Source organism: Sphingomonas sp. NIC1 (genome assembly GCF_001638925.1).
Taxonomy (GTDB): domain Bacteria; phylum Pseudomonadota; class Alphaproteobacteria; order Sphingomonadales; family Sphingomonadaceae; genus Sphingomonas; species Sphingomonas aquatilis.
The window spans coordinates 2,704,674-2,717,385 of the sequence record NZ_CP015521.1 but is presented as its reverse complement, the minus strand read 5'-3'; the positions used below and the strand labels follow the sequence as shown (position 1 = coordinate 2,717,385).

18 protein-coding genes are annotated in these 12,712 nt (G+C 68.8%); 14 read left to right on the top strand and 4 right to left on the bottom strand.

Annotated elements, in window-relative coordinates:
* Positions 1-55: 55 nt before the first annotated feature.
* From A7E77_RS12855 to A7E77_RS12840, 5 genes are all read left to right on the top strand, one after another.
* Positions 56-382 carry a hypothetical protein gene (locus tag A7E77_RS12855; RefSeq protein WP_063688437.1) on the top strand — a complete coding sequence of 109 codons (327 nt, stop codon included), beginning with the start codon at positions 56-58 and terminating at the stop codon, positions 380-382.
* Between the two features lie 119 nt (positions 383-501).
* A complete protein-coding gene (locus A7E77_RS18045; RefSeq protein ID WP_192929977.1) occupies positions 502-645 on the top strand; it encodes a hypothetical protein in 144 nt (47 codons plus the stop codon).
* A 96-nt stretch (positions 646-741) separates the two neighbouring features.
* Positions 742-1,050, top strand: coding sequence for a glycine zipper 2TM domain-containing protein (locus A7E77_RS12850; RefSeq protein ID WP_018251088.1), 309 nt, complete (start codon positions 742-744; stop codon positions 1,048-1,050).
* A gap of 90 nt (positions 1,051-1,140) precedes the next feature.
* Positions 1,141-1,566: an OsmC family protein gene (locus A7E77_RS12845; protein WP_063688433.1), complete on the top strand. Its 426-nt coding sequence runs from the start codon at positions 1,141-1,143 to the stop codon at positions 1,564-1,566.
* Positions 1,567-1,682: 116 nt separating this feature from the next.
* A complete protein-coding gene (locus A7E77_RS12840; RefSeq protein ID WP_063688430.1) occupies positions 1,683-2,240 on the top strand; it encodes a glycine zipper 2TM domain-containing protein in 558 nt (185 codons plus the stop codon).
* Positions 2,241-2,295: 55 nt separating this feature from the next.
* On the opposite strand, the gene A7E77_RS12835 is transcribed toward A7E77_RS12840, so the two are convergent.
* Positions 2,296-2,517 carry a hypothetical protein gene (locus tag A7E77_RS12835; RefSeq protein WP_017978304.1) on the bottom strand — a complete coding sequence of 74 codons (222 nt, stop codon included), beginning with the start codon at positions 2,515-2,517 and terminating at the stop codon, positions 2,296-2,298.
* 117 nt (positions 2,518-2,634) lie between these two features.
* Here A7E77_RS12835 and A7E77_RS12830 point away from each other — a divergent pair, with 117 nt between their 5' ends.
* The 8 genes from A7E77_RS12830 to A7E77_RS12795 all read left to right on the top strand — a co-directional run bounded on the left by A7E77_RS12830 (position 2,635) and on the right by A7E77_RS12795 (position 8,613).
* Complete coding sequence (locus A7E77_RS12830; protein ID WP_226341744.1) at positions 2,635-3,354, top strand: hypothetical protein; 720 nt, start codon at positions 2,635-2,637, stop codon at positions 3,352-3,354.
* A 114-nt stretch (positions 3,355-3,468) separates the two neighbouring features.
* Positions 3,469-4,533, top strand: coding sequence for an alpha/beta hydrolase family esterase (locus A7E77_RS12825; protein ID WP_063688424.1), 1,065 nt, complete (start codon positions 3,469-3,471; stop codon positions 4,531-4,533).
* Positions 4,534-4,726: 193 nt separating this feature from the next.
* A complete protein-coding gene (crcB, locus tag A7E77_RS12820) occupies positions 4,727-5,116 on the top strand; it encodes a fluoride efflux transporter CrcB (RefSeq protein WP_192929976.1) in 390 nt (129 codons plus the stop codon).
* Positions 5,113-6,327, top strand: coding sequence for an RluA family pseudouridine synthase (locus A7E77_RS12815; protein ID WP_017978300.1), 1,215 nt, complete (start codon positions 5,113-5,115; stop codon positions 6,325-6,327). The genes crcB and A7E77_RS12815 overlap by 4 nt, the downstream gene beginning before the upstream one ends.
* Positions 6,327-6,923: an FMN-binding negative transcriptional regulator gene (locus A7E77_RS12810; RefSeq protein ID WP_063688417.1), complete on the top strand. Its 597-nt coding sequence runs from the start codon at positions 6,327-6,329 to the stop codon at positions 6,921-6,923. Before A7E77_RS12815 ends, A7E77_RS12810 begins: the two co-directional genes overlap by 1 nt.
* Before the next feature lie 141 nt (positions 6,924-7,064).
* On the top strand, positions 7,065-7,718 hold the full coding sequence (locus tag A7E77_RS12805) for an HAD-IA family hydrolase (protein ID WP_063688415.1): 654 nt from the start codon (positions 7,065-7,067) through the stop codon (positions 7,716-7,718).
* On the top strand, positions 7,715-7,933 hold the full coding sequence (locus tag A7E77_RS12800) for a hypothetical protein (RefSeq protein WP_226341743.1): 219 nt from the start codon (positions 7,715-7,717) through the stop codon (positions 7,931-7,933). The genes A7E77_RS12805 and A7E77_RS12800 overlap by 4 nt, the downstream gene beginning before the upstream one ends.
* Complete coding sequence (locus tag A7E77_RS12795) at positions 7,930-8,613, top strand: ATP12 family chaperone protein (protein ID WP_063688410.1); 684 nt, start codon at positions 7,930-7,932, stop codon at positions 8,611-8,613. Before A7E77_RS12800 ends, A7E77_RS12795 begins: the two co-directional genes overlap by 4 nt.
* A 6-nt stretch (positions 8,614-8,619) precedes the next feature.
* Here A7E77_RS12795 and A7E77_RS12790 read toward each other — a convergent pair whose 3' ends face one another.
* On the bottom strand, positions 8,620-9,477 hold the full coding sequence (locus tag A7E77_RS12790) for a metal-dependent hydrolase (protein ID WP_063688408.1): 858 nt from the start codon (positions 9,475-9,477) through the stop codon (positions 8,620-8,622).
* Positions 9,478-9,569: 92 nt separating this feature from the next.
* Between A7E77_RS12790 and A7E77_RS12785 the strand changes: the two genes are divergently transcribed.
* Positions 9,570-10,154 carry a TetR/AcrR family transcriptional regulator gene (locus A7E77_RS12785; RefSeq protein WP_063688378.1) on the top strand — a complete coding sequence of 195 codons (585 nt, stop codon included), beginning with the start codon at positions 9,570-9,572 and terminating at the stop codon, positions 10,152-10,154.
* A gap of 329 nt (positions 10,155-10,483) precedes the next feature.
* On the opposite strand, the gene A7E77_RS12780 is transcribed toward A7E77_RS12785, so the two are convergent.
* Positions 10,484-11,539, bottom strand: coding sequence for a helix-turn-helix domain-containing protein (locus tag A7E77_RS12780; RefSeq protein WP_063688376.1), 1,056 nt, complete (start codon positions 11,537-11,539; stop codon positions 10,484-10,486).
* A 72-nt stretch (positions 11,540-11,611) separates the two neighbouring features.
* Entirely contained in the window at positions 11,612-12,556 is a 945-nt protein-coding gene (locus A7E77_RS12775) for a helix-turn-helix domain-containing protein (RefSeq protein WP_063688373.1), read from the bottom strand.
* Positions 12,557-12,712 lie beyond the last annotated feature (156 nt).

The following is a 12,712-nucleotide window of genomic DNA, read 5'->3' as shown; positions in this document are numbered from 1 at the left end:
ATCGCGTTGCCGTAATCGACGGTCAGCTTTTGCTGAAACCGGGAGAGCGGACCCCATGCGGCTGGCGATGATGATGGCGATGCAGGCGGTCGCGGGCCCGCCGCTGCCGGCGGACATGCGGCCGGTGAAGCCCGCCCCTGCCCCGGATGCGCCCAAGGCCACGTGCGGCGAGCCCGACGCCGACGGCACGATCGTGATCTGCGGACGCCCCGTCGATGCCAACCGGCTGCGCCCCGTCGACGAGACGCGCTATGCCGAAAAGCCGATCCGCGCGCGGACGACGATCGGCAAGGTCGGGGTATCGGGAGAGGCGGAACAGGGCAGCCTGCCCAACGGCATGAGCAGCCCGCGCGCGATGGTGAAGCTCAAGGTGCCGTTTTGATCGTGCTTGCTGAGTAGCCCACACCTTGTTCGTCACCCCGGCTCAAGGCCGCGGTGACGGGCTGGGAGGGGTACAGCGCGACAAGCCGTCGTTCACCTGTCGCTGCTATCCTGCGCCTTATGTCCATCACCAAACGCCAGATCGGCCTGGCCGCCGTCATCCTGCTCGCACCCGGCGGGTTCATCCTTGGGGCGGCGTTGCTGGCCAACCGCTATCGCAAACCCGCGGCCGAGGCGGAGACGGAAACCCCGCCGAAATCCTGAATGGTTTCCTGAACGGAACGTTGTGCCCAGTTCATGCAACCGTCATTATAGCCCGACGTTATCGAAACCACAGTCAAACGATGACGGGAGATTCAGATGCGTAAGTTGATGCTGGCGATGGGGTGTGCCGCGATGGTCGTACCGGCGACGATGGTCGTGCCGGTCTCGCAGGCGGGCGCACAGCGCTACAAGTATCGCGAATGGCGCGACAATCGCGGTCGCCTGCGCTGCCGCAAGCCCGATGGCACGACGGGTGCCGTCGTCGGCGCGGTCGGTGGCGCGCTGCTGGGCCGCACGATCGACACCCGCGGCGACCGGACGCTGGGCACGCTGGGCGGCGCCGTCGCCGGCGGCCTGCTGGGTCGCGAGATCGAGCGCAGCGGTGGCAACCGTCGCTGCCGCTAAGCTTCGGATAAATTAGACCGGAACGGGCGCTGTGGGGCAACCTGCGGCGCCCGTTCTGCGTATGGCCTCGTGAAACACGAGGAGACGTATATGACGACCCGAAGCGCATCGGCCCGGTACGACGGCCTGGGCAAGGACGGCAAGGGCCATATCTCGACCCAGTCGGGCCTGCTGACCGACGCCCAATATGGCTTCAACACGCGGTTCGAGGACGGCCCCGGCACCAATCCCGAAGAGCTGATCGCCGCGGCCCACGCCGGCTGCTTCACGATGGCGCTCGCCTTCGCGCTTGCCGGCGCCGGCAAGACGCAGGGCAATCTGGAGACCAAGGCGAAGGTGACGCTGGAGAAGGATGGCGACGGGTTCACCATCACGCGGTCCGACCTGACGCTGACCGGCCATGTCGACGGCATGGAGCGCGACGAGTTCGAGCGGATCGCCAATGAGGCGAAGGCGGGCTGCCCGGTGTCCAAGGTGCTCAACTGCGACATCACGCTAGATACCTCGTTCGGCTGATCGATTGCGCCGCCGGCGCCTGTCGCGGGGATGAACCGACGGTAGTTTTCGGTTCACGCAACTCCTTGTGCGCGCTGGCGGTTCTTTGCCCACATCATCCGAAAGGAGCCAAGACGATGCGTATTGCCCTTCTGACCGCCGCGCTGGCGGCGACCACGCTGAGCGCGATCCCCGCGCAGGCGCAGGACACGCGCCGCGAAGCGGATCGCGAATATCGCAACGACCTGCGCGATGCCGATTCGCGTCGCGATGTGCGCGATGCCCGCCGCGAATATGCCCAGCAGGTGCGCGACGCCCGCCGCGATCGCCGCGAAGACCTGCGCGATATCCGCCAGGATCGCCGCGACGATTGGCGCCGCTATCGCAACTACGACTATAACCGCCTGCCACCGGGCCAGCGCGCCTACTACGCAGAAAACTATTACCGCGATGGCCGCTATTACCAGCCGCGTCGGCTGACCCGGAACGACCGCATCTATCGCGGTGGCAACGGGCGCTATTACTGCCGTCGTAACGACGGAACGACCGGTCTGGTGGTCGGCGGTCTGGCCGGCGGTGCGCTGGGCAATGTGATCGCCGGCGGCGGATCGCGCCTGCTCGGCACGCTGATCGGTGCGGGCGGCGGTGCGCTGCTCGGCCAGTCGATCGATCGCGGTCAGGTGACCTGCCGCTGATCGTTCAGCGACGCTGACGATACGGGCTCGGTCGAAAGACCGGGCCCGTTGTCGTTTAGAAGATGCCGCCGCCGAGGCTGAGGCGGATCGCGAAGATGACGATCAGCACGAGATTGAGGTTACGCCCGCTGGTCGAGGACGACAGCGCGCCCACCGCGGCGCCGACGATGCCGATCGGGATGACCAGCCAGTTCATCCAGCCGAGCAGCGGCACGAACGCGACCAGACCCAGCACCAGGGTAACGAGGCCGATCGCAACGGAGAAGATGTTCAGCATGAGAGGAACATGGCCCCTGCCCCATCGCGCGGCAAGATGCGGGGGCGATCGCCGAAGCGCGCGTTAACCAAGCCCGCGGATGGCGACTTAACGGCCGATGCGCCATGGTCGCCCGCGATGCATGCGAATCGCCTTCTTGCCGCCGCTGCGCTGTTGCTCGCCGGATGTGCCAAGCCGGCCGCGACGCAGCAGGACCTCGACAGCCTGGACAAGGAACTGACCGCGGGCGCGGCCGGGAACGAGCGCGACCCGGCGCTGACTGCGGCGCTGCGCGACCAGATCATGGTCGATCCCGCGCTGACCCGGACCGCCAATACCGACGCCGTGCGCCCCCCGAGCCGGCCGGACCCGCTGTCGATCCCCGCCGACCCCACCGCCGGCCGGCCGGATGGCGTCACCGCTGCCGACCTGAAGCCGACGCCGCCCGCCAAGGGCAACTGCCCGTCGTGCAAGGCGGCGGCGGGGGCGCTGACACTGGCCGAGCTGGCGGCACGGCAGCGGCCGGCGGATGCGGGCTGTGCGCAGCGCGTCTCCTATTCGGCGACCTGGGCGTCGCGCCTGCCCGCCGCGGTGCCGCTCTACCCCGACGCGCGGGTGCAGGAGGCGGCGGGCAACGATGCCTGCGGACTGCGCGTCGTCAGCTTCGCGAGCAGTGCGCCGGCTGCGCGCATTCTCGACTGGTACAATGCGCGGGTAACGCGGGCGGGCTATAGCGCGGAGCATCAGGCTGAGGGCGACGAGCATGTGCTGGGCGGCACCCGCGGCGATGCGGCCTATGTGGTGCACGTGACGCCGGGACCGGGCGGTGGCAGCCGGGTGGACCTGCTGGTCCGGTAGCGCACGTCCGGGCTGCGGGACCGATCGGCGCTTGCCTTCGGCTCGCCCACGCCCATATTGTGCGATGCAGCAAGACGGGTTCGCCGATGATCCCGCCCGGTCGGAGACCCCCACATGCCCCGCTTGTCGGACACGATCGGTCGCCTCGTCGGCCAGCGCATGGCCGATGCCATGACGACCGCCCATGGCGAGGACCGCCTGAGCGACCTGACCGATTTCGGTTCCAATCCGGGCAATTTGCGCGCGCGTGTTTATGTGCCGGCGCAGCTGCAGCCCCGGCCCGCGCTGGTGGTCGTGCTGCATGGCTGTACGCAGACTGCGGCGGGTTATGACAGCGGCGCGGGCTGGTCGCAGCTCGCCGACGAAGCCGGGTTCGTGCTGCTGTTCCCCGAGCAGCGGCGCGCCAACAATCCCAACCTGTGCTTCAACTGGTTCGCGCCCGAGGACATGGCCGGCGGCCATGGCGAGGTGGCGTCGATCCGCGCGATGATTGCGGCGATGGTCGCGGCGCATGGTATCGATCCGTCGCGCGTGTTCGTTACCGGCTTGTCGGCGGGTGGCGCGATGGCGGCGGCGATGCTGGCCAATTACCCTGAGGTCTTCGCAGGCGGCGCGATCATCGGCGGCCTGCCCTATGGCACCGCACAGGGCGTCAGCCAGGCGCTGGAACGGATGCGCGGGCGCGACCTGCCCGACGCCGCGACGCTGACCGCCGCCGTGCGGGGCGCCAGCCGCCACGACGGGCCGTGGCCGACGCTGTCGGTCTGGCATGGCGGCACCGACGCTACCGTCCACCCCGCCAATGCCGAGGCGCTGCTTAGCCAATGGCGCGGGCTGTTCGGGATCGGCGAGATACCTGCCGAGGAGGCGCTGGTCGGCGGCAATCCGCATCGCGTGTGGCGTGACCGGCATGGCCGCGCGGTGATCGAGGATCATCGTATCCTCGCCATGGGCCATGGCACGCCGATCGCGACGCAGGGTGCCGAGGCCGCCGGTCAGGCGGGGCCGTTCATGCTGGATGTCGGCCTGTCCTCGACGCGACGGATCGCCGCCTTCTGGGGCATCGCGCGGGCGGTCGGCGCGGCGCAGGCGCGCGCGGCCGATGCGGGCGGTGCGCGGGATGGCGGCGTGGCGGGGATCGTGAACGATGCGCTGCGGGCGGCGGGGTTGTTGCGGTAGAGCCTGTTCGTCACCCCGGACTTGTTCCGGGGTCCACCGGGCCGCGGGGGGATGGCTGGAGCCTCTAACCGGCCCCCTCGCCGCGGAGTGGACCCCGGAACAAGTCCGGGGTGACGGGGTGGAGGGGGCAGCGTCGCCTGCCATCGCCCCCGCGCATTTCCTCTTTGCGCGAACTTGCTCTAGGGCAGCGATCATGCCTCCTCTTCTTCTCGTCATGGCCGGCGGTGCGCTGGGTTCGGCGGCGCGGTATCTGACCGGCCGGATCGCCCTCACCGCGCTCGGCCCCCATTTTCCTTACGGTACGCTGGCCGTGAACCTGATCGGCGGGCTGCTGATGGGCTTGCTGGCGGGTGTGCTCGCGCGGATCGGGGGCAGCGAGAACTGGCGCCTGTTTCTGGGCATCGGCGTGCTGGGCGGGTTCACGACCTTTTCGTCGTTCAGTCTCGACGTCGTGACGCTGGTGGAGCGTGGCGCGGTCGCGACGGCGGCACTGTACGTCTTCGTATCGGTCGCGGGCGCGATCGGCGCGCTGTTTGCCGGGCTGATGCTGGCCCGCGGCCTGTTCGGGAGTGCGGTGGCATGAGCGGCGACGAGGGCGGCATTCGCCAGTTCAACGTCGGCTATGACGACGATGGTATCCGACTGGATCGCTGGTTCAAGCGGCATCTGCCCGACACGAGCTTCACCACCGTCGCGAAATGGGCGCGGACCGGCCAGCTGCGCGTCGATGGCGCGCGCGCGACGCCGGGCGACCGGATCAAGGCGGGCCAGACGCTGCGCGTGCCGCCGCCCGAACCCGAGGTGAAGGACGAGACGGGCGCCGTCGTCGCCAAGCCGAAGCGCGAACGGCCGCCGCTGAGCGAGGACCAGATCGCCTTCGCGCGCGAGATGGTGATCCACAAGGATTTGCAGGCGCTGGTCCTCAACAAGCCGCCGGGCCTCGCAACGCAGGGTGGCACCAAGACCGCCGAGCATGTCGACGGGCTGCTGGATGCGTTGCAATATGATGCCGAGGGACGGCCGAAGCTGGTTCACCGCCTCGACAAGGATACGTCGGGCGCGCTGCTGATCGCGCGCACCAGCCGTGCCGCCGCCTTCTTCGCCAAGGCGTTTTCGGGGCGGACCGCGCGGAAGGTCTATTGGGCGCTGGTCGTCGGCGTACCGTCGATCGAGGATGGCATGGTCGACCTGCCGATCGCCAAGCAGCCGGGCACCGGCGGCGAGAAGATGCACGTCGACGAGGAGAACGGCCAGGCCGCGCGCAGCCGCTATCGCGTGATCGAACGGGCGGGCAATCGCTGCGCCTGGGTGGAGCTGCAACCCTTTACAGGCCGCACGCATCAGCTGCGCGTCCACATGGCGGCGATCGGCCACCCGATCGTCGGCGACGGCAAGTACGGCGGCGCGGCGGCGTTCCTGACCGGCGGGATCAGCCGCAAGATGCACCTGCACGCCCGGCGCATCCGCGTCGACCATCCCGATGGGGGCAGCATCGACGAGACGGCGAGCCTGCCGACGCACTTCGCCGAAAGCCTGAAGAGCCTGGGCTTCGAAGAGGCGCAGGGCGATGCGCTGCCGCTGGAGGAGCCCAAGAAGGGCCCGCCGCCCAAGGACGTGCTGAAGCAGCGCGCCAAGGCGCATGCCAAGACGGTGCGCAAGGAAAACCGCGGTGAGCGGCGGCGGCGTGGCGCGGCCCCGACCGGCAAGGATGGCGGCAAAGGCAGCGGTCCGAAGGCGGGTAAGCCGAAGACGGGTGGCCCGAAAAGTGGTGGTCCGGGCGGCCGCCGGGGCTGATGCACCCCAACCCGCTCTTCCGGCCGGAGGCGGCGGCATTGCTGGCGGAGGCCGAGCGGATCGGCTTCGCGCATATCTTCGCCGCGACCGCCGATGGCCCGATGGTGGTGCATGCACCGGTGACGCTGCACGACGACGGCTTGCGCTTTCACGTCTCGCGCGCGAATCGCATCGTCCGTCATCTGGAGGGCGCGGCGGTGGTGGCGAGCGTGGCGGGGCCGCACGGCTATGTCAGCGCGAACTGGTATGCGGTGCCGGGCGATCAGGTGCCGACGTGGAATTACCAGACGATCGAGATCGACGGCGTGGCGCATGAGGTGGATGCCGCGGGCCTGACCGAACAGCTGGACCGGCTGGCGACGCTCCACGAGCCGCGCGACAATCCGTGGGATCGCGGCAAGGTGGCGCCCGATGCCTTTGCGAAGCAACTGTCGGGGATTCGCGGGTTCACCATTACCGTCAGCGCTGTGCGCGGCACGACCAAGCTGAGCCAGAACAAGACCGCCGCCGACCGGGCGGGGGTGATCGCGGGATTCGATCGACAGGGCAAGGACGACATCGCCGCGCTGATGCGGTGGGCGGCCGCGAAGGATTAGGGCTGGGATTCGCTGGGGCGGAGCGTTTTACGGTTTGGGACGCAGCGGGACCCCGGCTCAAGGCCCAGGTGACGGTGGTGGCATTGAGGGCCGAGCGATTTGCGCTTTGCGTGCCCGCCCTTGCCCGGTAGGCGTCGGGGGATGACCAAACTTGCCGTGTTCGACTGCGACGGCACGCTCGTCGATAGCCAGGCCAATATCTGCCAGGCGATGGAGGATGCGTTCCGGATCGCCGCTCTGCCCGCGCCGCCGCGCAGCGCGATCCGCCGGATCGTCGGGCTGAGCCTGGTCGAGGCGATCGCGACCTTGCTACCGCAAGCGGAGGACGCGCTGCACCGGCAGATGGCGGCGGATTACAAGGCCGCCTTCTTCCACCTGCGGACGACCGGCGCAATGGCGGAGGAGCCGTTGTTCGACGGGATTGCCGCGGTCTTGCAGGGCCTTGCGAACGATGGCTGGCTGTTGGGCGTGGCGACGGGCAAGTCGGACCGCGGCCTTGCGCATATTCTGGCGCATCATGGCCTGACCGACCATTTCGTCACGCTGCAAACCGCGGACCGGCACCCCTCCAAGCCCGACCCCGCGATGCTGATCGCCGCGATGGACGAAGCGGGCGCGACGGCGCAGGAGACGGCGATGATCGGCGACACCAGTTTCGACATGGCGATGGCCAAGGCCGCGGGCGCGCGGGCGGTGGGCGTCGCCTGGGGCTATCACGACGTCCGCGACCTGGCCGATGCGGGCGCGGACGTGGTGGCGGAGCGGGTGGCCGCGCTGCCCGGGCTGCTGGCGTGAGCGGCGATGCCCTCGCCCGGCGCCGGTGGCTGGCGATGGTCGGCAGCCGCATCGCCGGCAGTCTCGGCGCGGTGTTCGGCCTGATGCTGGCGGTGCGCGCGCCCGATTTGGTCACCAAGGTGCTGGGTGTCGCGATCACGCTGTCGGCGCTGGTCGTCGTCGCCACGGTGCCCGCCGCCCTCGCCCACCGCTGGCGGACGCCTCCGAAGTCATGAAGCGCTTCTGGACAGAGGTGGCGGTCGACGCGGATCGGGTGGTGACGCTCGACGGGCGGCCGGTGCGCACGCCGGGACGCGTGCCGCTGGCGCTGCCGACCGACGCGTTGGCAGAGGCGGTCGCGGGCGAATGGCGCGCGGTGCCCGAGGTGCTGGACCCGCGCGCGATGCCGCTGACCGGCCTGGCGAATGCGGCGATCGACCGGATCGCGGCCGACCCTGCGTCCTTCGCGGCGGGGCTGGCCGCCTATGGCGCGACCGACCTACTCTATTATCGGGCCGAATCGCCCGACGATCTGATTGCACGGCAGCAGGCGGCGTGGGATCCCTGGCTCGACTGGGCTCGCACCCGCTACGACGTGCATTTCGAGCCGACCGCGGGGATCATCCACCGCGCCCAGCCGCCCGCGACGCTGACGCGCCTCGGCGAGGCGGTGGCGACGCTCGACGCCTTCCACCTTGCAGGCCTGTCGCCGGTGGTGACGATCACCGGGTCGCTGGTACTGGCGCTCGCACTGATCGAGCGGGCGGGCGATCCCGATACCCTATGGGCCGCCGCGCATGTCGACGAGGATTGGCAGGCGGAGTTGTGGGGCAGCGATCTGCTGGCCGAACAGGCTCAAGCGAACAAGCGGCGCGACTATGACGCCGCCGTCGCGTTTCTGGCCGCGCTAGACTGATCGGCGTCAGGCGGTGGCCGCCTTGGGCATCACCGCCGCCTCGTAGTCGCTCTCGGCCAGCCGGATGAGTTCGCGGTCGTCGTGCTTCCATGGGTGGAAGCCGGGCAGGAAATAGGCCGCCCAGACGCCCGCCACCTTGCGCGCCATGCCGGGATTGCCGAACGCATACCAGGCGAGCCTAGCCCAGACGCGCGGACCGGTGAGGCCGTCCTGCCGCAACAGCTCGAGCATGCCGCGCGTCCGGCCGACGAAGAAATGCTTGGTCGTCATCAGCATGACGAACGACTTGACCCACCAGCGGCGGAAGCGCGGCCAGTCGCGCGTGGCATGCAGCCAGGTGTCATAGGCGACGCCCTTGTGTTCGATCTCCTCGGCCGCGTGCCACAGCCACAAGGCGCGCGCCTGTTCCTCGCCGCCCGCAAGATGACGGGGGTTGGCGATCAGTTCATGCGCCAGCATCGCGGTGAAATGTTCGAGCGCGGTGGTCGCGGCGAGACTGGCGATCGGCGGGCGGCCCTTGGTCAGCGCCAATGCCGCGTCGACGTCGCGGTCGAGCAGCGTCACGTCATAGCCCTGGTCGGTGACATGGCGGTTGAACGCGACGTGTTCGCGCGTGTGCATCACCTCCTGCTTGATGAAGGCGTTGATCTCGCGCGTCAGGCGCGGCGACGTGCCCTCGCGGAAGCGGCGCACGCTGTCGACGAAGAACCCCTCCCCCTTGGGAAAGGTGACGGACAAGGCGTTGTAAAAGGCGGTCGCGATCGGATCGTCGTTCAGCCACCAGCGACCCATCCGGGCGCCACGACCGAAGCGGCGATCGCGCGCGGTGATGACCAGATCGTGCGGCGTGGTTGCTTTCGCCATGATTTCCTCCGTACTAGGACGATATCCGCATTTGCTTACACCAATGTAAATAGGCCATCGTCCTGAGCGCTTCAACCCCCGTCCCGGCCCCTTTGCGCCGCCGCCTGTCCCCCACCGAAAGCCGGGAAGCCGCGCTGATCGCCGCCCAGCAATTGCTGGTCGAAAGCGGCCCGCAGGCGGTGACGCTGAAGGCGGTCGGCGCGCGGATCGGCCGCACGCATGCCAATCTGCTGCATCACTTCGGGTCGGCGGAAGGGCTGCAACAGGCGTTGATCGCGCGGATGGCGGCGCAGATCACGGGGGTGATTCGCGATGCGGTGCTGGGCAACCGCGGCGGGGAGCCCGATCCGCGGCGCATCGTCGACCTCGTTTTCGATGCCTTCGACAGAGGCGGCGCGGGCGCGCTGGCGAGCTGGATGATCCTGTCGGGCAATCGCGATGCGCTCGATCCGATCCTGTCCGCCGTCCACGATCTGGTCGACGAACTCGCCGATGGCGTGCAACCGCCCGAGCGGCCGATCCAGGAAGAAACGCTGCACCTGATGCTGATGGCGCTGGGCGACGCGCTGCTCGGCGCGGCGATGGCGCGCGCGCTCGACCTGCCGCGGAGCAAGGCGCGCGATCTGGCGGTGGGCATGCTGTTGCGCAACGAAGCGCCTGGCGAGACGCCAGCGTGAGACACGATCAATAGCGTCTGCGACACCGACAATGGCCAAGCCCCTGATGCGGCACGCTCTCTTTCTCTAAAGAGACCGCATCGAGTGGATGACTTGGCATGAAACGCGTTTTAGCTCCCATCTGTCTGGTCATCGGCCACAAGCGTTCGCGTCGTCGGGTCTGGTCGGACGGATCACGGTGGCGGTGTACGTGCAGCCGCTGCGGCACCGAATTGGTCAAATCCCAGAGCGGTGGAACGTGGGGCGTACTCGATCGGTCCGAACGCGATCCCGCCTGATGGCGCCGATCGTGGGACGGATGGCGTTGCTACCGAACCGCTTGTCGCGGCCTAGGGAGTGACGATGCGGCCGGCCGGCGTTGCGATGGGGGTCGCGATGCCGGTCGGTGGCAGGCCGCTTGCATGCATCGCGTGATAGTCGCCCGGTGTCATGCCATAGGTTTCGCGAAACGCACGCCCCAGATAGGCGGCGTCGCAAAAGCCCCATCGGTCGGCGAGTGCCGCGATCGTCTGGCGGTCGCCGCGCCGCTGCAAGGCCTCTGCCACCTTCGCCAGCCGGCGCGCCCGGATATAGGCCTGTACGCCGCCCTCATCCTGCAACAAGCGATACAGCGTCGAACGAGACACCCCGAGTGTGCGGCTGAGACGCGCGACGCTGAGCGAGGGCGAGCCGAGGTTGCGTTCGATTTCATCACGCAACTGGACGCGGAGCGCACGGTCATGCTGTTCGCGGTCGCCGGGACGCTCGCCTAGGCTGGCATGGACAACCAGCGCGAGCAGATCGACGACGGTCTGCGCCACGGCGGGGCCGCTGCTTGCGGGCAGGTGACGGGCGTGGTGCCGCAGCGCCGTGAGGTGGCTGGTCAGCAACGCCGCCTGCTCCGTGGGCACGACATGGCCGTGCAGGCTGCGGACCGAGGGCAGGACACGTTCGGCCAGCGCGCGCGGCAGCACGAAGCTGGTCGAAACCGAGGCTTCGGACACATGCGTGTTGCCCAGCGCCATGTCGGTCAGCACCACCGCGCCATCCCGCGCGCGAACGTCGCGATCGCCCATCCGGCCCCAGGCGCCGCCGGCGTGCCGCACGTTGACGACGAGCCCGTCGGCCTGATCGCGCAAATGCTCCGCGCCGCGGTGCCAGTCCTGCGCCGAGATATGGACGTGGTTGAGCAACATCGTGCCGAGATCGAGCCCTTCGATCCGCGCCTGGAACGGCTGGGTCGGCTGGGTTTCGAAATGCTGTGAGAGATTGCGGATGTCGGAATCGCGCCACGCGCTGAACCGGTCCTGCTGCGGCAGCGCCGCCGTGTCGAAAAAGGGAGTCCAGCCCAGGCGGGAGGATGATGGCGCCGAAGGGAAGCGTTCGTTCTCAGGGACCTGCGACATGGTGCTGACGATAGAGTTTGGTCCCGAACCGGTCCATAGCCATGACGGCCTATATCGTGCCGCCGGAGCGCGTCAGAGCCGCGGATGGGCGACGTGCATCGCGTGATAGTCGCCCGGCGTCATGCCATAGGTTTCGCGAAACGCGCGCCCCAGATAGGCGGCATCGCAAAAACCCCAGCGTTCGGCCAGCGCCGCGATCGTGCCGCGTCCGCCTTCGCGACGCAGCGCCTCCGCGACCTTTTCCAAACGCCGCGTGCGGACGTAGGCCTGCACGCCGCCTTCGTCCTGCAACAATCGGTACAAAGTGGAGCGCGAGACGCCGAGCGAACGGCTGAGGCGCGCCACGGTGAGCGAGGGGGAGCCGAGGTTGCGTTCGATCTCGTCGCGCAACTGCACGCGCAACGCGCGCTCATGCCGGTCGCGGTCCACCGGCCGCTCGGCGAAGCTCGCCGCGACCGATACCGACAGGAGATCGAGGATCGTCTGCGCCAGCATCGGCCCGCTGGCCGCCGGCAAATGCTCCGCCTGCCCGCGCAGCAGCGCCAAGTGCGACACGAGCAAAGCGGCATGTTCCGGCGCAACGACATGGCCGTGCAGCGCGCGGGTCGAGGGGAACAGACGCTCCACGTCCGCCCGCTTCAACGCCATGCCGGTGCTGATCGAGGCTTCCGAGAAATGGTGCTTCGGACGCGCCATGTCGGCGATGACGATCGATCCGGTCGGCGCGATGGCCTCCCGCCCGTCCATCTCGAAGATCGCGGCGCCGGCATGGCGCACGTTGATCACGAAATCGTCATTGTCGTCGCGCGCCGCTTTCTGCCGGGTGCGCTCCCACTGCTGCGACGTGAATACCGCGTGGCCGATCCCAAGCGTACCGAGATCGAGCCAGTCCATCGCCGCCGTAAAGGGTTCTTCCGGCGTCGTTTCGTAGCGGGTCGACAGATTGGCGACGTCGCCATCGCGCCAGACCTCATAGCGCTCGTTTGCCGGCAAGGCGGCGGTATCGAATGCGCGCACCCACCCCAGCCGAGCGGAGGGTGGCAACGGGGCTTGGGGATCGGACGCCGACTTCACTGCGCCCCTCATAGCGCTACTCATTATGGCGGTACAACCTCGTCGCCATGCGGAGCGTGGGGATGCGCCGGCAGGGGTGGCCGTTCGCGCGCCTTTCGC